We start from the raw sequence: 19,249 nt of genomic DNA on the forward strand, positions 1-19,249 counted from the left end.
TGGGAGTCTCCTTGGACTAAGGATATATTTAAGCGGCAACATCTCTTTTTATGAATATAACCCAAGACAATAGATTGAATATTATAAAATAAGCTAGCAAAACTCCAATGGAAAAGTTCAGCGTCAAGCCATCAATCAAAGGGTCATGATTAACATATTGAGTCAAGGTATTGGAGAATAGATAGTACTTTGCCCAGCTGTATTTGGCGATAAGCAGAACTAGCAAGGGACCAATGAATAATAGCCCTAAGGACATCCCTATAGCAAGCGAGCTGCTGCGGAAAACAGTGGACAGCATGAAAGCAAGAGTCACAATGAGCAGCATTTCAATGCTAGAGGTTCCGTAAATGGCTAATACATGACCTGCTGTGCCATCCGCTATAGAACTAAAGCCTTCGAGAATGCCAGATATCAGAAAAGCGCTAATCAATAATATTAAAATCAAAACGATCGCAAATACCAGCATGGAGACATATTTGGACAAGAGGATTTTGGCGCGTGAAGCTGGACGAATCAGTAATAATTTAATTGTACCACTACTGAACTCACCTGCCACACTATCTGCTCCAATTACAACCGTAAAAATGGTGCACAAGAAAATCAAGTTGGCTCCTGCGACAGATATACCATGCCACAGAGTTCGACTAATAACGGCTTCCGAGAGTGAAGGGGCTTCGAAATGACCAATGAGCAGTACCGTAAGAGTTAGAATTACAATAACAGCCATCATAATCCAAGTGCGCATCCGGCGATAAATCTTCATATTCTCATTGAGGAGTAAGTTAAGCAATGGGATCACTTCCAGTCATTTGAAGAAAGGTATCTTCGAGTGTGGGAACAATGGATTGAATGCTGTAAACTTTTATACCATTTTGGACCCATATGGCATTAACTTCAGCAATTTGATCATAATTTAGCGATAACTCTATTTGGCTGTGTATGGCGTTTGCTGAGAAGTTTGTTCTAGTTTTAATAATTTGCAGAGCGGCTTCTTGCTGGTCAACCTTGAAGATTACCTTAACTAATTCACTCTCATTTAAATAATCTTTCACTAAACGCACATCTGTGAGCTTGCCATGTTGAATAATTGCTACTCGATCACACAACAGCTCCATTTCAGAAAGCAGGTGGCTGGATACAATGACAGAGATGTTGTCTTCTTGAGTTAGTTTTTTGAGATAATCACGCAGCTCGCGAATACCTGCAGGGTCCAAACCATTAGTTGGTTCATCGAGAATTAAAAGTGCGGGTTTATGCAAGAGAGCTTGGGCAACACCTAATCGCTGTCGCATCCCTAAGGAATATGTTTTTACTTTATCATGAATTCGATTGCCTAAAGCAACTAGCTTGATAACCTCGTTAATCCGTTCTTTCGAGACATTTGGAGACATTCTGGCAAAATGCAGCAGATTCTGATACCCCGTTAGATACTTGTACATCTCGGGGTTTTCAACAATGGCACCAATCTGGGCAATTGCTGCTTCAAATTCATGCTTGATGCTGTGTCCATTTATCAGAACTTCACCTTCGCTAATACTCATCAGCCCAACCATCATCCGAATAGTTGTTGTTTTTCCCGCTCCATTGGGTCCAAGAAATCCGAAGATCTCGCCTCTAGGCACTTCAAAGCTTAAATTATCGATAATCGTTTTATTACCTAATCTTTTGGTTAAATGGCGAATTTGTACGATTGGGGTTGTCATAAGGGCGTCCTCCATACTAACAATAATTAATTTACTTTACTCTTATTAGTATAGACGAAGACATTTTCATTACTCTTTCGCAAATCTTAAGAAAGTCTTTCGGAGGCTGTATTAAAACCTATATAAAAATATACAATAATATTATACAATATAAATTAACAATATGATTGAGGGTGAGGAAAGTGAAAATAAAATCTAAAAATGTAACTTTTACATTGCCGCCAGAGTTAGTGGATAGATACAAGTTTTTTGCTCAACAAAACCTTATTCCTTCCGTAAATGCAGGGGTAAAAGAAGCATTAGAAGAATATTCAATAAAACTTGAAAAAGAAATATTGAAGGATGAGATGAAAAAGGCAGCAAATGATCCTTTATTTATGAGTGATTTGAAGGAATGTACAAATGATTTTGATGCTATAGAAGAAGATTTAAATAAGGAGCAAAACGAATGGTAGAACTCCAATGGGGAATTTACTGGGTGGATTTAACTCCAACAAAGGAATCAGAACAGTCAGGAACACGCCCGGTAATAGTTATATCAGCAGAAGAAGTCAACATCTCCTTGCCGGTTGTGACAGTTGTTGCGCTCACATCTGTTAAACCTGGAAGAAAGGTTTACTCGATTGAAGTTTTATTGGATGCCACTGCAACAGGGCTGTCTAAGGACTCAATTGCAATGGCTCATCAAATTAGGTCTATTAGTAAGGATAGGTTAATTGGAAGATGTGGACAAATTGATTCAGAAGAAATAAAAGCAAAAGTTAGAAAGGCAATAAAAATTTTTTTAGACCTGGAATGATCAACTTGGAATTCGCAGAATAACAAAAACTTAAAACTTCCTTAATACAATTGTAAAAACCGTTTTTTCATAAGGAATGCTTTGGAGTTGGATTTTGCCTCCTATTAGTTCAACGAGCCTTTTGGTGATGGTAAGCCCTAGACCGCTACCTTGGTAAGCGTGGTTACGAGAATCTTCGAGTGTAAATAAGCGTTCAAAAATCAATTTATGATGCGGCTCGCTGATTCCCTTTCCACGATCCCAAACATCAATAAACAACTGGTCTGCATCAGAACGCAGAGTTATCCCAATAACCTTTCCGTCAGCGCCATAACGCAGTGAATTTGAAATTAAATTGTTTAAGATCCGATCCAGAGCTTCTGCGTTTGCAAGTGCAAAATGTAAGGTTTGAGGAATTTCAACTACAGCTTCAATGCCCTGAGAGACAATGCTTTCATGAAAAAAGAGAATATTGTTGATGCAAATTTCGTTAAGGTTTATTAAGGACAACGGCAGTTCTTTATCTCCAGATTCAAGACGAGCGAGATCGAAGAATTTGTTCATTAAGCTAAGAATTTCTTGAGCTTTATCATGAACCTTATGCAGTAATCGTTTTCTTTCTTCATCGGTTATGGTGTGGTCATGAGAAATGGTTTCTGTAAGCCCAAGCACAACCGTTAAAGGTGTTTTTAAATCATGAGACATGTTAGCCAGCATTTTTTTTATCGAAGACTCTTTTCGTGTAAAGCTTCCTGTCATTTCTCTGTTATGCTCCAATATAACATTCAAGTCGTTTAACAGGAGCTGCAGCTCTGGATCATTTGTAAAAAGCAACAGGTTTTCGGTGGTGTTATCCTTTAAAATTAATGCTAACTTATGATGAATATAGCTAAGCTCGCGGCTTTTTGATCGGCGTTTACGATATTGAAAGAGGTTTAGGATAATAAGAATAAGGATTATTCCCAATAATAGCCCGATCATCATCCTTGGAATTCCCCCAGCTTGTACCCGATTCCCCAAACCGTTTTTATATACTGTGGAGAGCTTGGATCGTCCTCAATCTTTTCTCGCAGTCGACTAATATGTACATTTATTGCATTTTCATCCCCAAAGTAATTGTCGTTCCACACAGCTCTGTAGATTTGTTCTTTAGAAAATGCCTTTTTTGGGTTCATCATCATCAGCTTTAGAATATGGAGTTCTTTTGAAGTTAACTTAATTTCAATGCCATTCTTACTAACTCGAATGTTCTCACTATCTAAGATAAGCTGGTGGATTTTAAATATAGCAAGCTCAGCTGAAGACGCCGTTTGGGAGTATTGATTGGCTCGCCGCAAAGCAGCTTTAATTCTTGCTGAAAGCTCAATTAAGGAGTATGGCTTTGTCAGATAGTCATCTGCTCCAAAACCAAGGCCCAAGGCCTTGTCGATTTCACTATCTTTAGCAGAGACGATTAAGACAGGGATGAAGCTCTTTTCCCGTACTTTTTTTAGGAATTCTAGGCCATCAAGACCTGACAGCATTAGATCTAACAGGATTAAATCAAAGGCTTCCGCAGTAAAAAGCTGCAGAGCTTTTTCTCCATTCGCAGCATGCAACAAACTAAAGCCATCCTTTTTGAGATGCTCTTTGACCATTTCGGCTATCGATTGATCGTCTTCAATCAGTAATATTCTCGGAGACATTCAGCACCATCCATAATGATTAATAATAACCTCTAAACAAATTATAACCCTCAGCTTCTAATAATCATAGCGGGTTTACCATTCATTAAACCTGGCTCTTGACTACTTGGATCAGTTTGCTATAATTGATATAATATAACTAACAAATAGGGGTAAACACTAATGAATAATGAACGACAACCATTATATATGCAAATTCAGGAGCATTTTAAGCACCTGATTACAACAGGGATTCTAGTGGAGGAAGACAAAATACCAACCGAGAAAGAATTGATGGAGCGTTTTAATGTCAGCCGAATTACGGTTGCTAATGCTCTCACTCAGTTGGCTAAGGATAGATGGATTTATCGCATCCCTGGAAGGGGGAGCTTCGTCCAAGGTAAGTCAATACCTCAGCCTATTACCCAATCATACGATCGGCTAGAAGTGAATGAGCTTCAGCCTACTCCAATAGTCGAGGAGAGCATTAAGCCGCCCGCAACAAACCGCCGCCAAATGATAGCATTGCTGATTCCGTCATTAGAGGACTACTTCGCTCTGCGATTGATTCAAGGTATTAAATCTACTTTGGATGAAAGTCGCTATTACTTTGCGATTGTACTGACGAATGATAATAAGGATAGAGAAAAAGAAGCGATTATTGAGCTCATCCAAAAAGGTGCAGCAGGCTTGATTATCTTTCCAATCGATGCGGAGTCCTATAATGAGGAAATTCTAACACTTAAGATGAAAAAATATCCGTTTGTCTTGATTGATCGTCATTTGCCTGGCGTAGAAACGAATGTGGTAAGCTCAAATAATTACCTTGGAAGCCAATTAGCCGTTTCATACCTGTGGGATCAAGGTCACCGCAATATTGCGATTGTTACGGATTCCCCACTCTCTACGGTAACGGTTGAAAGCCGCATCGCCGGATATATGGAAGCTTTAAAGCAGAAAAACGCTTTGATTAATCCAGCGCTCATTCTAACTGAATTTAAAGTCGATTATAAAATCGGTGTTGACGAAAATCATCCTCTATACAGATATATTCGTAATAAACTGGCTACAGCTTATATAACATTAAATGCAAAACTTGGACTGCATATTGCTGCTATTGCTCAACGTTTAGAGCTTAATGTGCCTAATGATCTATCCATTCTTACCTTTGATGACCCATCTTCAGGAATAGATGAATCAGGAAGCTTTACTCATATCGCTCAATCCGAAGTGGAGATTGGCAAACAAGCAGCAGAGGTATTGCTAGAGTTATTGAATCAAAATGAAATCGCCAGCGGGAAATATCGTAAAATAGTTCTGCAGCCTAAGCTGATTGTGAGGAAATCGACAGGACCGATAAAAAAGTAGCGTGTATTTAAATATAAAGCGCCGCCTTGTAGCCTATGGGTCACTCTGAGGCGCTTTTTTTTGTTTAGAAGCAACAAACAAATATAAAATGCTATATTTCTAAAAAAAATAATTGAATTATCGGATATATATGATATATTTATGCCATTGGAGAACGAAGAACACATAATCTAGTCTTTTATACTAATTTCCAACTTGAAAAGGGATGGTGCAGCTAATGCCTTACGAAACAATTAAATTAGAGAGACTTAAAAAGAGCCTCAGTCAGATCCAAAAACATATTTATGTGCCTGTGGCAGCATTGGCGGTATCGGCTCATGTAACTCGAGAGCCTATTGCATTTAATGAGCGAAGCAGTGGCCGGAAAATAGCGCTAACTCCTGGTGATAAATGGGGGGAGCTGTGGGATTGTGCATGGTTTCATTTTAGTGGTGTGGTTCCAGTATCGGCTGCCGGGAATAAGGTTGTTCTACTTATTGATGTAAATGGTGAGCTTTGTTTGGTAGATCAAGAGGGTACACCTGTTCAGGGATTAACGAATATAAACTCGGAATTTGATTTAGTGCTCGGCTTACCTGGTAAGCGAGTAGTGCATATTAGCCCTAATGCTCTAGGTGGCGAAGTTATTGATTTATGGGCAGATGCAGGCTGTAATGATCTATTCGGCCATTATCGCAGTGGGACTTTGAAGGAAGCGGATATAGCTATTTGTAATGAGGAAGCTAGACAGCTTTATTATGATTACGAGGTGCTGCTTGAGCTGGTGGAGCATCTCCCTGAGCAATCTGCAAGGCGAATCCGAGTGCAGCAAAAGCTTTATGATGTCATGCTTTTACTTGTGGAAATGTCAGATGAGAATATTCTGGCGGCAAGACAGATTCTTGCGCCTGAATTAGAGAAGCGAGGAGGGGATCCGTCGCTTTCGATTAGTGCTGTAGGCCATGCTCATATGGATCTTGCTTGGTTATGGCCGATTCGTGAAACAATCCGTAAAGGTGCGCGGACTTTCTCCACGGCTTTACGGATGATGGAGCAATATCCGGATTATGTTTTTGGGGCAAGCCAGCCTCAACTATATCTATGGATGAAGGAGTATTATCCGAAGCTGTATGAACAGATTAAAGTCCGCATTGCAGAAGGTCGCTGGGAAGTACAAGGGGCTATGTGGGTAGAGCCGGATTCCAACATAGCAGGTGGCGAAGCGTTAGTTAGGCAAATTTTGTATGGGAAAAGATTCTTTCAGCAAGAATTCAACCAAGAAATGAAAATACTCTGGGTGCCAGATATATTCGGTTATAGTGCATGTTTGCCCCAATTGTTAAAGCTATCGGGTGTTCCATACATGATGACACAAAAGCTTTCGTGGAATGTATATAACGATCATCCGCACCATACCTTTATGTGGGAAGGCTTAGATGGCAGTCGGGTACTGACGCATTTGCCGCCTGAGGATACTTACAATAGTCCTGCGGCGCCAAGATCGATCATTAAAGCAGAAAAGGACTATATGGATAAAAATATCTCCGATCATTGTTTAATGGTATTTGGCATCGGAGATGGCGGCGGTGGTCCAGGCGAGGAACATCTGGAACGGCTGCAGCGCGAAAAGAATCTACAAGGGCTGCTCCCAGTAACGCAAGAGCCGGCATTGAATTTTTTTGAAAAACTAAATTCACAAGCGGATTGGTATAAAACCTGGCGTGGTGAGCTTTATCTGGAGAAACATCAAGGGACTTTAACGAGTCAAGCGAGGAATAAGAGATACAACCGTAAAATGGAAAAAGCCTTGAGGGAGCTGGAGTTCGCGGCTTCACTCGATTTATCGCAAGGTGGAGCCTACCCTGCAGATGAGTTGGAGCTGATTTGGAAAGAAGTGCTGTTGTATCAATTTCATGATATTCTGCCAGGCTCTTCGATAACGCGTGTTTATGATGAATCGCTGGTGAGATATGAAGTACTGTTATCTCAAGTGGAGACCCTTATCAGTCAACATTATGAGCAATTAGCCAGTAGAATTAGCACAGAATCATTCAGACAACCAGCTGTGATTTTTAATTCCTTGCCATGGGAACGAAACGAGTGGGTGCATATTCAAGACAACTGGAAATATGTAACTGTTCCTTCAATGGGCTATCAAGTAGTAGAGGCAGCAGGGGGAGAAGTATCTGTAGAAGTTGAACTTACAGTTGAATCTAACCTAATGGAAAATGAATATCTAAGAGTTAGCTTCCTTGAAGATGGCAGTATCGGTTCGATTTATGATAAAAAATTAGCGCGTGAAGTAATTGCTGGCGGTCAACGGGCAAATGTTCTGTCTATCTATCATGATAATGGGGATGCATGGGACTTCCCAACAGACTATGCGCAAACTAAAGCTGTAGAAATGAAAATAATCAATGTGAAAGCTTATATTGATGGGCCACAAGCTATTCTAGAACAGACCTATCATTATGGTCAATCAACACTAGTTCAAAAAATTATTTTGACATCACAGACTAAAAGAGTGGACTTTGATACATTTGTCGATTGGCAGGAGAATGATAAAATGCTGCGTGCTGCATTCCCGGTTCAAGTATATACAAACAGTGTCAATTGTGACATCCAATTCGGTCATATCAAGCGTCAAACGCATCGCAATACATCATGGGATAGTGCTAAAGATGAAATTTGTGCTCACCAATGGATTGATTTGTCGCAGCATGACTATGGAGTTGCCTTGTTGAATGATAGTAAATATGGCTTTAAAGCTGATGGCAATGTGCTTGATATTAATTTATTGCGAAGTCCTTCGCATCCAGATCCAGTCTGTGATCGTGCGCAGCATCAATTTGTATATTCCTTGCTGCCGCATGAAGGGGATTTCGTACAGGCACAAATATACAAAGAAGGTTATGTGTTGAATGTTCCGCTTAGAGTTACTAGAATAGATTCAAATGTTGGAGAGCAGGCGCCAAGTGATTCGTTTTATGAGCTGGATTCGCCTTATGTGATGATCGAAGCTGTGAAAAAAGCAGAAGACAGCAATTCAATCATTATACGTCTTTATGAAACATCAGGAAGAAATGTTGAGACAAATCTTCAAGTGAAAATTCCCTTTGGCAGTGCGGCATTGGTAGATCTGATGGAACAAGAGCTACAACCAATAACGCAAGATGAGCAGCGTATAAAACTCAGTTTTACACCTTTTGAAATCAAAACCATTCAGTTGACAAGACCTGAGTGATGCGTTCGAGTGGATCGATCGTACTGAGCTTGTCAACTGGCATATAACAGGGGTTCCTTCTTCAATTGCCATTTAAATAAACAATTAATGCAAATAAGACCTTTTCCATGTGGAAAAGGTCTTATTTGCATGAGCTATCGGTATAATAATTAGGAGTCGAAGGTCTGAAGGGATTAATTTTCAATATGCTTATTGATTATTATTCCTTAAAATCCCATGTTTCAATATACAAAAATAGTGTTTATTAATAATTTTAAATAGCTTGTAAAGAAGACACCTTTAAAACTGAGCTGGTTTAGACCGTTTCCACGGTAATTCTCTATAATATAATATTGCATATATATTGAATATATAGTATATTATTTTTAGGGCATTATTCCAAAAAGTATCATGGGTAATATGTAACAAAATAAATAGAAATCTAAATGAAAACGCATCCAAATTTTTGCAACATTTCTAAGACTTCAAAAAATACGTCTTAAAAGGAGGAGGTTATACCAAGCAAGGTTATTCAAATTGTCTTACACAATAAATTAAAACCCATCCGATTCGTTCTTATGTTCCCAGTAGGAGGTAATGTATATGGCAGCATCATTGCTGTGGAAAAAGATTTGGAAGCACAAATTGTTTTACCTGTTCATGTTGCCTGGTCTTGTCTGGTTTTTTCTCTTCTCTTATATGCCGCTTTATGGCATCCAAGTTGCGTTCCGTGATTTCAATTACATGGGAGGATTTACCGGAAGCCCTTGGGCGGGATTTAAATACTTTAAACAATTCTTTGATTTCTATCAATCCGGAGATATTATTCGCAATACGATCATTATTAGCTTGATGAAGCTGCTGATTGGATTTCCGATGCCAGTCATTCTGGCAATTCTACTGAATGAAGTTAGGAACCGAAGATTCAAGAAAATCGTGCAAACAGTCTCATATTTGCCTTATTTTGTTTCTTGGATCGTCGTTATCACGCTAATGCAGCGGTTATTAACTCCTGCTGGTGGCCCGATTAATGATGCAATTTCGTTGATCTTTGGGATGGAGCCTATCAAGTTCTTGAACAACACAACTTGGTTCTACCAGATTGTCGTCAGCTCGGATATTTGGAAGAATATTGGTTGGAGCTCTATTATTTACATGGCTGCAATTGCAGGTATCGATCAACAGCTTTACGAAGCAGTCAAGATCGACGGTGCGGGCCGTTTCCGTCAGATGTGGCATATCACTCTCCCAGGTATCCGTAATATTGCTATTATCCTTTTTATTCTAGCCACCGGAACTTTGATGAGTGCAGGTTACGAGCAGCTTCTTTTGCTGAACGGACCAGCTACGACTGCAATTGGTAGCGTTCTTGATGTACATGTCATTAATTCGGGTATTTCTCAAGGGCGTTTGAGCTATGCCGCTGCGGTCGGTTTATTCCAAAGCTTTATAGCATTGATCTTAGTTGTATCCGTAAACCAGATTGCTCGCAAATACAGCGATGTATCTCTTTTCTAAGGAGTGATTTCAATTGAAAAAAAGCCGGTTTTCATTGTTTAGCCTATTGAATTACATTATCCTGGCGTTGGTCGGACTAACGATGGTTTATCCGTTTATTTACATTCTTATTTATTCATTGAATGACGGCAAGGATTCTATGCAGGGTGCGCTTTATTTTTGGCCCCGTGATTTTACGATAGACAATTACGTGCAAGTATTCGATAACCCACGAATCTGGCAAGCATACAAGATTACAATAGCGCGGACTTTGCTTGGTACTTTACTGCATGTTACGCTCTGCACAATGATGGCGTATGCCCTTGCAAAAAAGTCGCTGCCAGGACGGACATTTTTTACTTTTTATATTTTCCTGCCGACGATCTTCAGTGCTGGGTTTATCCCTTATTTCATTACCCTGCAAAAGCTTCACCTGATCAATTCTTTCTGGGTTTTCATCGTTCCAATGCTGTTTAACTTTTTACACATCGTGATCTTACGTACATTTTTGCAAGGTATTCCAGAGGAGCTGAACGAGTCGGCACGTATCGACGGATACGGAGATTTCCAAATATTCATGAAAATTATCCTCCCGTTATCCGGGCCTGTTCTAGCAACTGTTGCATTGTTTATCGGGGTCGCTCATTGGAACGATTGGTTCACGGGTGCTTACTACGTTTCGAATAAAAATCTGTTTCCCGTGCAGACGCTGCTCCAAAAATTACTAACAGAATCAGAAGCGCTTTCAGCATCAATGGCACGTTCGCAGCAGCAGGGGGGGCAGACGATTAGCTCTACTGTTGGGGCTACACCTGAATCATTACGAATGGCACTGCTTGTCATCGCGGTTTTTCCAATCTTGTGTATTTATCCGTTTCTGCAGCGATATTTCGTTAAAGGTGTCATGATTGGTTCTGTAAAAGGTTAAGGATGGACGTTCCGATTAGGAACTTTATCATAATGAATAACAATTACTTAGGAGGTTGTGTATGAGGAAGAAACGTTTTGGGGGCTTTAAGTCATTATTGGCAATTACATTAATTGCCGGGCTAGTCGTGGGTTGTTCCAATAACAACGGGGATAGCGGTACTAAACCTAGTGAGAAAGCAGCTGATAACAGCAGCGCAGCTACTTCACCAAATGGTAATGCGCTTGAACAAGTAACAGTCAAAATACTTCATAATTGGAATGGATCAGCTGGTGCTGCAACAGACATGACGCCTATCGGTGAAGTGATCAAAGAGAAGACAGGCATCACTGTGAAATGGGACTATACCGTAGGGAGTGAAGTTGAGAAGGTCAACTCTATCTTTGCAACACAAGATCTTCCTGATATTTATACTGGGCCGGCATGGGGCGGAGAGTTAGATGGCATCATTAAAGCTGCGAAGGAAGGGCAATTGGTTGATTTGACGGATAAGCTGGACAAATATCCGAACCTTTCTAAGGCACTTGCTAAAGAGAATGTTCCTCCTGCTTTGTATGAAAAAGCATTCGGTGGAATTGACGGCAAGAAATATTTAATGTACCAGAATCAACCCGCAAAACCTGAAGATGCTACGGATTGGTTGTATGGTTTCTATGTCCGCAAAGATATTGCTACAAAAATTGGGGTTGACCCACAATCGGTTATCACAAAAAGCGATCTTTATAATTTTCTGAAAAAGATCAAGGATGCAGATTTGAAGGAGAACGGAATGTCTGTCCTTCCCCTAGGCGGATTCAGTAACGGCTGGGCTGTAGGCATCGGCAATACGATGTTTTACGGCTCCGATTATATCGATAAAGGCGACGGAACTATCGAACATGTTTTCTTTAACAAAGCCTATGAGGACTACACACTCTATTACCATAAACTGCTTTCTGAGGGACTGCTTGATCCTGAAACGTTCACTCAGACGGACCCTCTTGCCAAAGAAAAAATCACGCAAGGTCGAATCGCCGTGCTTGCGGCTCATTATCCGGCAATTCTTGATGCTTCCAAGGAATATGTGCAAGCGCATCCAGGCAGCGATTACGTCCCACTCGGTCCTCTAGAGCGGGCTGGCGCAGAAGCAAACCGACCGGCTGATCTAGGAATTCAAGGAAACAACGTAACCGTTATTACAAAAAAAGCTAAAAACGTAGACGCGGCTCTCCGTCTGCTCGACTATCTGGCTTCCGATGAAGGTGCACTGTTAGTCCGTTACGGTATTGAAGGTACACACTGGGAAAAGGTAGACGGAAAACCTGTTGCTAAGAAAGAATGGTTCGATAAATTCACAGCTGACCCATCTGGAAAGTTGAGGAAAAACGAAGGGATCACGATTGGCTTTGAATCCATTTCGGGTCAAGAACGCAGTACTTCTGTGGGTGGTGGGGACATTTGGGCAGATCAAGCTCGAGTGGCCAATATGGATAAAGCCAGAAAGATTCTACGACCTAATGGTATCAGTGTTATTTCGGCGTACAATGCAGGGGATGTTATGACTAAGTCGCCACAATGGGAGACATTGAAACCGTCCATGGACCAAATTGGCGATGTTTGGAAAACAGCTATCTTCGCTAAATCCGATACAGCTGCATTGAAGGTTATTGCTGATCTGCGGGAACAAATGAACAAAACGGGATATCCTGAGGCAATCAAGTATACAAATGAGAACTTAAAAGGCAAAGAAGTTGTGAAATTACAAATGCCAAACTAAGGGAGTTCAAAACCATGAGCAGGAGACAAAAAGGGAGTCCAGAATGGACAGGATTTCAGGAATCACGTCCTTATGGACCGAAATATGATCTTCGTACGGATTTCGTCATGGTCTACGGCATTTCAGAGGATTTGCCTGATCGGATCAATGGCTGGAAACAGGCTGGATATACGATTCATCTAATGACAGGTGTTTCTTGGGGAGAGTATCAGGATTATCTATATGGTCGGTTTGATGGTCATGAGCATTGGGATGAAGCTCAGACCGACCGCAAAGGCAATCACATGCTTCACGGTAAGGATATTCCCTATATGGTCCCAACGATTTCATTTGCTGAATATTTAGCAACCCACATCAAACGGGCGATCGATTGTGGTGTGGAAGCCATTCATATGGAGGAACCGGAATTTTGGGCAGCTACGGGCTATTCGGATGCATTCAAGCGGGAGTGGATCAATTATTACGGGGAGGATTGGATTCCTCCTCACTCCTCTCCAGATGCCCAGTACAGGGCATCCAAGCTGAAGGCTATGATGTATTACAGGGCGCTGGATCGGATTTGTAGCCAAATGAAGGAATACTCTCTCGTTACTTATGGGAGGACAGTCCGCTTTTATGTTCCAACGCATAGTCTCATCAACTATACACAGTGGCGGATCATCAGTCCCGAAGCCTTGCTCGTCTCGATGCCGGCATGCGACGGATTTATTGCACAAATTTGGACGGGAACCGCACGGACGCCCAATGTATACAAGGGAATTCGCCGAGAAAGAACATTCGAAACGGCCTATTTGGAATATGGGATTATGCAGGAACTCACACGCGGCACTGGACGAGAAATGTGGTTCTTACATGATCCAATTGAAGATAACCCTGGCTACAGCTGGAGTGATTATCGGAAGAACTACAAGGCAACTGTTGTCGCCTCGTTGCTTCATCCAGAGGTCAGTCAATATGAAGTATGCCCGTGGCCACGACGAGTGTTCGAAGGCAGTTATCCGAATGAAGATGGGAATGGCAAGGAAAAGATACCGGGCGATTATGCTACTGTTCTGCTAACTGTTATGAATGTATTACGTGACTTGCATAATCACGAGGAAGAAAACAGCGACGAATCTTATACAACCGGGATCGGTCTCTGCCTTGCCAACTCGGCTATGTACCAGCGCGGTGATGTTATTGCAGAAGGACAAACTGAAGGTGTTGAATTTAAATATGACGGCACCGCAACCTCCGAAGAGCTCAGCGCAGAGCAACAAGAGCTTCTAGATTGGTCCGCGTTCTACGGTCTGGCACTGCCTCTTGTGAAGAGTGGTATTCCGCTTCGTCCTTTGCAGTTTGATAATATTCTCACTTTCCCAGGATATTTGGATAACTACCGTGTGCTGCTACTGAGCTATGAATTTATGAAGCCAGAGCATCCTGGTATCCATCAGGTCATCAGTCAATGGGTACGAGAAGGCGGAGTGCTCATCTACGTTGGTGATGGTTCGGATCCCTTTCATGCCGTTAGCGAATGGTGGAACAGCGGGTCTGGAAAAAGAATTTATGACAAACCAGAGGAACATCTATTCGAAGCGATGGGAATTGGCCGTCATCCGGAAGAAGGTGAACACCAAGTAGGCGAAGGGGCTGTACTCTTACAACGGGTGAACCCAACTGATCTGTCACGATCCAGCGCAGGTGCTAAACAGGTGAGAGAAAGCGTTCAACGGGCGCTGGTTATCCGTGGAGAATCTGACGATTACAAGGAAAGTAACCTTTTGAAAATCAAGAGAGGCCCTTATCTGATTGTCCATGCACTGGATGAAATAGATACACAGCGGCCTGTGGTACTTCAGGGCTTGTATGTCGATTTATTCGAGGCTGATCTGCCAGTTAGACGGACTATTGAACTAAAGCCAGGCGAAGACTGCTTGTTATACGATTTGAATTTTACTAAGCAGTTAGATACTTCAGAGATCGTTGTCAGTTCCTCACGTATTCGTGATGAACTATGGGAGGAAGGGCGATTTGGTTTCATATCGGAATCTCCTGCTAACATGACTGTCAGTACACTTATCCGCACTTTAGCTAAACCACTCCGAATTACAGCTGGCGGGGAGCAAGTTGAATTTCACCACGACCCAGATTCCGGGACTGTGCTGGTTCGATATCCGGGTATTCCGGACGGAATCGAAATTATATTGAAATGGTAGATGTAGGAATCATTCATTTTTAAAAGTCTGACTTTAAGTGAATTTAAAGCTTTCCATTCTGATGCAGCTGACTGCTTCAGTGTGGAAAGCTTTTTTTTTTGATATTGCGCGCCTAAGCTCCTTTTTCATTTTCTGGTTTTTTTTAAAAAAATTGCAAATGTACAACAAAGTAGATTGATCCAAGTATAAGATTATAGAGAATATAATCTTACAAAATAGAAGTGTTGTGCTTGAAAATGTTTATTCTCTGTTTAATTCTACTTCATGGAGGTCTGAAAATGGGGAAAACAAAATTTGTAGATACACAAATAAGCAAATCAATTACAGAGCTTATAAGCAAGCAGGATCACAGAACATTGATGCTCTGGGCTATTGATTGTGCGGAGCATGTGCTCCCATATTTCGAGGGGAAATGCGACAATGACGATCGCCCTCGAAAAGCTATCGAAGCTGGGCGTGCTTGGGAAAGTGGTGAATTAGCGATGAGCGAAGCAAGAAAGGCTGCATTTGCCGCCCATGCGGCTGCTCGAAATGCCAACGATCAAGCTGCAGCTTTTGCAGCCCGTGCTGCTGGACACGCAGCAGCAACAGCACACGTTGCGGGTCATGCCATTCACGCTGCTACATACGCTGCTAAAGCTGCCAACTATGCTGTCGAACCCGCTGAGGCTGGAGCTAACGCTGTCAAGGAACGCAATTGGCAATTCCAGCACTTACTCAATTTGTGCGACATTCACTAACATTAAATCAAATTATTGTTTATGCTATACTACAAGAAAACCTGTAGGATGAAAGGAGAAATAATCATGTCATCCCCAAATCAAGCTCCAATAGTAAAAGTTGAAATGCTAATTAGAAAACCGGTTGAAGAGGTGTTTGAGGCTTTTATCGACCCAGCGATTACTTCTAAATTTTGGTTCACCAAAGGCAGTGGTAAATTGGAAGCGGGAACGAGGGTCAAATGGGACTGGGAGATGTACGGAGTTTCTGCAGACATTAATGTAAAAGAAATCGAGCAGAATAAGCGGATCCTCATCGATTTTGGCGATACCGAGGCTGAATGGGTGTTTACTTCTCAAGCAGAAAACGAAACGTTCGTGACGATTACAAACTCTGGATTTCAGGGAGAGGGTATCGTGAAGCACGCCTTAGATTCAACAGAAGGATTTACAATTGTTCTTTGTGGACTAAAAGCATATCTGGAGCACGGCCTAAGCTTGAATCTCGTAGCAGATAAGGCGCCGTATGCCAACGTTAAATAATAACTATTACAAGAGGGGCTGCCACTGGGTAGCTTCTTATGTTAGTATTTATCTAAAGACTTGACTTCTATCGATTTCTTAGTACAATAGTTTTATGACTACTATAATGGAATTAAATGATGAGGACAGTGTCAAAATATTTAAGGCATTAGCTGATGTAACAAGATTACAAATCATACGAAGTCTATACGCCACTAAGAAGGAGATGAATTGCGGAGAGGTGGGCGAAAATCACAGTATTTCAAAATCAAATACTTCGTATCATTTACGCATTTTAGCGGAAGTAAAATTGATCAAGGTACGAAAAGAAGCTCAAACGAGGTATATGAGGATCGATATAGAGACCTTTGAAACGTACTTACCCGGATTTCTGGATACATTGTAGAAAGAAGTTCTTTTTTTTTTGTTCTTTAGTTCAATAGTTTTAGAATTACAATATTAAATGCGAAAGACAAATAGCATGGGTAAATTAATTATTAACTGTGAGGTGAACCCAATGGATGTAAAAGAATATTGCCCTACAGTAGATGATGCACAGGTGCTAACCAAACGTTGGACAGTTTTATTAATTAAGCAACTGTTAGAGGGGGCGGGGCCTCAACGCTTTTCTGAAATTAAAGGCCCATTACTCATCACCTCCAGAATTTTATCAGAGCGACTTCGTGAATTGGAAATGGAAGAATTGATTAAACGGCTTGTTTAACCGGAAATTCCTGTTCGAATAGAATATGAGTTAACGGATAAAGGAAGAGCATTGAAACCGCTTATTCAAGAAATTGAAATATGGGCCAGAGCCTGGGTTAAACAAAAGCCAGATTGCGTGAAGATCAGATAGATTCGGCAGAAAGAAGGCTGAATCCACCTTATCAGGAAGGGTATGCTAACGGATATGCCATGCGGCTGAAATACTGGAAAGGGGGTGAGAATTGTTTCATCATGGTACTGATGAGCAACCGAATCTTTGATGTAAACTAAAAACAAAGGAAGGAACCGTCCAATGAGCAAACTGCTAGTCATTAATGCACACCCAGAAGTGGACTCTACTTCATCATTCAGTCTAAATGTATTAAATTACTTCTTGAAAATCTATAAAGAGCATCATTCTAATGACGGGGTCATTGAACAAATTAACTTATACAATGACGTTATACCCATGATAGACCAAACTGTTTTAAGTGCAGGGGGAAAACAAAGGAATGGAGAAGAATTAACAAGCGAGGAGCAAGAAGTAACCGGGCGTATGAACGAGGTATTACAACAATTTAAAAGCGCCAATAAATATGTAATCGTATATCCAATGCATAACTTTAATATTCCGTCTAAATTGAAAGATTATATGGATAATATTATCATTGCAAGGGAAACATTCAAGTACACTGAAAGTGGATCAGTTGGTCTTCTTAAGGATGGACGCAGTATGGTTGTAATACAAGGTAGTGGAGCAATTTATACCAATAATGACTGGTATACCGAAGTTGAATACTCACAAAAGTATTTGAAGTCGATGTTTAATTTTCTTGGTATTGAGGATTATGAAATACTTCGGGTTCAAGGAACCTCTATATTAGATAAAGATGAAGTCTTACAGAAAGCATATAGAGAGGCCGAAGAAGTAGCTTCAAAATTTGCATTAAAATGACAAAATTAAATTTAAGTTGATTAAGCGGCATGCCAAGCATGTATCTCGCAACGATCAATTCCTATAGTAGGTAAAAGAATGGATAAAGGGGAAGTTGTTGATGATGAATTTAATTGCTGATATAAAGATTCCAGATAGTAAATTAGCTGTTGAAGCTGCTGAATTATTGCGTGAGTATTGCGACGACCTTCTGTGGAACCACTCGAACCGGGTATTTTTGTTTGCGGCTATGAAGGGTAACCTGAATCAAATGAAATACGATTCTGAATTACTTTATATCAGTTCGCTTTTCCATGATATCGGTCTTACTCCCGCATTCCGAAGCACGGACAAACGCTTTGAGGTCGATGGGGCTAATGCTGCCCGCGATTTTCTTAAAAGTCGCGGAGTTCCGGAAGATTCCATTCGGCTTGTATGGGATGCTGTTGCCCTGCATACATCCATCGGAATCGCCGAATATAAGGAAACTGAAGTGGCGCTCATGAATTTTGGCGTCGGTTATGATGTGGTCGGGAAGAACTTCGATCTCATCTCAGCAGAAGTGCGGCAGCAAGTCGTCGAGGCTTTTCCGCGCAACCAGTTCAAACACAATATCTTGGATGCATTTTTGGAAGGCTTCAAACACAAACCGGAAACGACATACGGCACGATTAACGCCGATGTGTGCGAACTGCTTCTTCCGGGATATAAGCGCTTCAACTTTTGCGATCATGTCCTTCATAACAAATGGGATGAGTAATTGACTTGAATGAACGGCTGCCTTTGTTCAAGTTAACGGTGATACGATAGTTCAAACGATATGTATATTAAACAACTTTATTTTAGAACCCGCCTACTAGAGAACCTAGAGAGGCGGGTTCTTCTGACTTGGGTATTATGTTTTTAAACAACTTTATTATCAGGCGACAGGTTTATTAGAACTGAAGCTGAATATGAAGAAAAAGGTATAGTTGCAGCGCTTATAGATTGTTGAAGGTATTAATAGAGTAGAAATGGATTAAAAGGAGCTTGTTTAATGAAATGACTTCTAACAAGATGGAGGGTTAGATGGGGGCAAACATTAGAAAGGCTCATTCAGATGAGGCGACGATACTTAGCGATATTGCCTTTAGATCTAAAGCCCATTGGGGATATGATTAGGAGTACATGGAGTTAGCTAGAAATGATTTGCATTGAAGGTGGATCAAAAGATGAAACAGTTGAAACAAGTGGAAGATCAGAAGGCAGAAAATTCGTACAATAATGGACATTAAA

At 41.0% G+C, this 19,249-nt stretch carries 17 protein-coding genes and 1 pseudogene; 14 read left to right on the forward strand and 4 right to left on the reverse strand.

What is annotated here, in order from left to right; all coding sequences use genetic code 11:
- Nucleotides 1–28 precede the first annotated feature (28 nt).
- Together EHS13_RS10645 and EHS13_RS10650 are read right to left on the reverse strand one after the other, a co-directional pair.
- Nucleotides 29–799 (reverse strand): ABC transporter permease, encoded by a 771-nt coding sequence (locus tag EHS13_RS10645; RefSeq protein ID WP_227013882.1) that lies wholly within the window; start codon nt 797–799, stop codon nt 29–31.
- Complete coding sequence (locus tag EHS13_RS10650) at nt 783–1,718, reverse strand: ABC transporter ATP-binding protein (RefSeq protein WP_405083556.1); 936 nt, start codon at nt 1,716–1,718, stop codon at nt 783–785. Before EHS13_RS10650 ends, EHS13_RS10645 begins: the two co-directional genes overlap by 17 nt.
- A gap of 167 nt (nt 1,719–1,885) precedes the next feature.
- Here EHS13_RS10650 and EHS13_RS10655 point away from each other — a divergent pair, with 167 nt between their 5' ends.
- Together EHS13_RS10655 and EHS13_RS10660 are read left to right on the forward strand one after the other, a co-directional pair.
- A complete protein-coding gene (locus EHS13_RS10655; RefSeq protein WP_155700319.1) occupies nt 1,886–2,158 on the forward strand; it encodes a hypothetical protein in 273 nt (90 codons plus the stop codon).
- The gene (locus EHS13_RS10660) at nt 2,152–2,502 is read left to right on the forward strand and encodes a type II toxin-antitoxin system PemK/MazF family toxin (protein ID WP_155700320.1); all 351 of its coding nucleotides are present in this window, start codon (nt 2,152–2,154) and stop codon (nt 2,500–2,502) included. The genes EHS13_RS10655 and EHS13_RS10660 overlap by 7 nt, the downstream gene beginning before the upstream one ends.
- 30 nt (nt 2,503–2,532) lie before the next feature.
- Here EHS13_RS10660 and EHS13_RS10665 read toward each other — a convergent pair whose 3' ends face one another.
- On the reverse strand, nt 2,533–3,462 hold the full coding sequence (locus tag EHS13_RS10665; RefSeq protein WP_155705298.1) for a sensor histidine kinase: 930 nt from the start codon (nt 3,460–3,462) through the stop codon (nt 2,533–2,535).
- Nucleotides 3,462–4,166: a response regulator transcription factor gene (locus EHS13_RS10670; protein ID WP_155700321.1), complete on the reverse strand. Its 705-nt coding sequence runs from the start codon at nt 4,164–4,166 to the stop codon at nt 3,462–3,464. Before EHS13_RS10670 ends, EHS13_RS10665 begins: the two co-directional genes overlap by 1 nt.
- 162 nt (nt 4,167–4,328) lie before the next feature.
- Here EHS13_RS10670 and EHS13_RS10675 point away from each other — a divergent pair, with 162 nt between their 5' ends.
- The 12 genes and pseudogenes from EHS13_RS10675 (at nt 4,329) to EHS13_RS10730 (ending at nt 18,734) form a co-directional block, all read left to right on the forward strand.
- Complete coding sequence (locus EHS13_RS10675) at nt 4,329–5,513, forward strand: GntR family transcriptional regulator (protein ID WP_155700322.1); 1,185 nt, start codon at nt 4,329–4,331, stop codon at nt 5,511–5,513.
- 217 nt (nt 5,514–5,730) lie between these two features.
- Nucleotides 5,731–8,736: an alpha-mannosidase gene (locus EHS13_RS10680; RefSeq protein WP_155700323.1), complete on the forward strand. Its 3,006-nt coding sequence runs from the start codon at nt 5,731–5,733 to the stop codon at nt 8,734–8,736.
- A 582-nt stretch (nt 8,737–9,318) separates the two neighbouring features.
- Nucleotides 9,319–10,233, forward strand: a complete 915-nt coding sequence (locus EHS13_RS10685; RefSeq protein ID WP_227013883.1) for an ABC transporter permease — start codon at nt 9,319–9,321, stop codon at nt 10,231–10,233.
- Between the two features lie 13 nt (nt 10,234–10,246).
- Entirely contained in the window at nt 10,247–11,140 is an 894-nt protein-coding gene (locus EHS13_RS10690) for a carbohydrate ABC transporter permease (protein ID WP_155700325.1), read from the forward strand.
- Between the two features lie 61 nt (nt 11,141–11,201).
- Nucleotides 11,202–12,896: an extracellular solute-binding protein gene (locus tag EHS13_RS10695; RefSeq protein ID WP_155700326.1), complete on the forward strand. Its 1,695-nt coding sequence runs from the start codon at nt 11,202–11,204 to the stop codon at nt 12,894–12,896.
- A 14-nt stretch (nt 12,897–12,910) separates the two neighbouring features.
- The gene (locus EHS13_RS10700; RefSeq protein ID WP_155700327.1) at nt 12,911–15,094 is read left to right on the forward strand and encodes a hypothetical protein; all 2,184 of its coding nucleotides are present in this window, start codon (nt 12,911–12,913) and stop codon (nt 15,092–15,094) included.
- A 278-nt stretch (nt 15,095–15,372) separates the two neighbouring features.
- Nucleotides 15,373–15,834 (forward strand): putative immunity protein, encoded by a 462-nt coding sequence (locus EHS13_RS10705; RefSeq protein WP_227013884.1) that lies wholly within the window; start codon nt 15,373–15,375, stop codon nt 15,832–15,834.
- 66 nt (nt 15,835–15,900) lie between these two features.
- A complete protein-coding gene (locus tag EHS13_RS10710; RefSeq protein WP_155700328.1) occupies nt 15,901–16,356 on the forward strand; it encodes an SRPBCC family protein in 456 nt (151 codons plus the stop codon).
- Nucleotides 16,357–16,450: 94 nt separating this feature from the next.
- Nucleotides 16,451–16,741: an ArsR/SmtB family transcription factor gene (locus EHS13_RS10715; protein WP_155700329.1), complete on the forward strand. Its 291-nt coding sequence runs from the start codon at nt 16,451–16,453 to the stop codon at nt 16,739–16,741.
- A 111-nt stretch (nt 16,742–16,852) separates the two neighbouring features.
- Nucleotides 16,853–17,191 (forward strand): annotated as a pseudogene (locus tag EHS13_RS10720) (winged helix-turn-helix transcriptional regulator).
- Nucleotides 17,192–17,353: 162 nt separating this feature from the next.
- Complete coding sequence (locus tag EHS13_RS10725; RefSeq protein ID WP_155700330.1) at nt 17,354–17,995, forward strand: FMN-dependent NADH-azoreductase; 642 nt, start codon at nt 17,354–17,356, stop codon at nt 17,993–17,995.
- A 100-nt stretch (nt 17,996–18,095) separates the two neighbouring features.
- Entirely contained in the window at nt 18,096–18,734 is a 639-nt protein-coding gene (locus EHS13_RS10730; RefSeq protein WP_155700331.1) for an HD domain-containing protein, read from the forward strand.
- Nucleotides 18,735–19,249 lie beyond the last annotated feature (515 nt).

The sequence above is a fragment of the Paenibacillus psychroresistens genome (assembly GCF_009728935.1).
Classification (GTDB): domain Bacteria; phylum Bacillota; class Bacilli; order Paenibacillales; family NBRC-103111; genus Paenibacillus_AC; species Paenibacillus_AC psychroresistens.

Coding starts and splice junctions, on each gene's coding strand:
- EHS13_RS10665 (WP_155705298.1), bottom strand. CDS start 3,462: ATGATCGGGCTATTATTGGGAATAATCCTTATTCTTATTATCCTAAAC.
- EHS13_RS10725 (WP_155700330.1), top strand. CDS start 17,354: ATGAGCAAACTGCTAGTCATTAATGCACACCCAGAAGTGGACTCTACT.
- EHS13_RS10730 (WP_155700331.1), top strand. CDS start 18,096: ATGATGAATTTAATTGCTGATATAAAGATTCCAGATAGTAAATTAGCT.
- EHS13_RS10675 (WP_155700322.1), top strand. CDS start 4,329: ATGAATAATGAACGACAACCATTATATATGCAAATTCAGGAGCATTTT.
- EHS13_RS10680 (WP_155700323.1), top strand. CDS start 5,731: ATGCCTTACGAAACAATTAAATTAGAGAGACTTAAAAAGAGCCTCAGT.
- EHS13_RS10705 (WP_227013884.1), top strand. CDS start 15,373: ATGGGGAAAACAAAATTTGTAGATACACAAATAAGCAAATCAATTACA.
- EHS13_RS10715 (WP_155700329.1), top strand. CDS start 16,451: ATGACTACTATAATGGAATTAAATGATGAGGACAGTGTCAAAATATTT.
- EHS13_RS10650 (WP_405083556.1), bottom strand. CDS start 1,718: ATGGAGGACGCCCTTATGACAACCCCAATCGTACAAATTCGCCATTTA.
- EHS13_RS10710 (WP_155700328.1), top strand. CDS start 15,901: ATGTCATCCCCAAATCAAGCTCCAATAGTAAAAGTTGAAATGCTAATT.
- EHS13_RS10695 (WP_155700326.1), top strand. CDS start 11,202: ATGAGGAAGAAACGTTTTGGGGGCTTTAAGTCATTATTGGCAATTACA.
- EHS13_RS10700 (WP_155700327.1), top strand. CDS start 12,911: ATGAGCAGGAGACAAAAAGGGAGTCCAGAATGGACAGGATTTCAGGAA.
- EHS13_RS10670 (WP_155700321.1), bottom strand. CDS start 4,166: ATGTCTCCGAGAATATTACTGATTGAAGACGATCAATCGATAGCCGAA.
- EHS13_RS10685 (WP_227013883.1), top strand. CDS start 9,319: ATGGCAGCATCATTGCTGTGGAAAAAGATTTGGAAGCACAAATTGTTT.
- EHS13_RS10660 (WP_155700320.1), top strand. CDS start 2,152: ATGGTAGAACTCCAATGGGGAATTTACTGGGTGGATTTAACTCCAACA.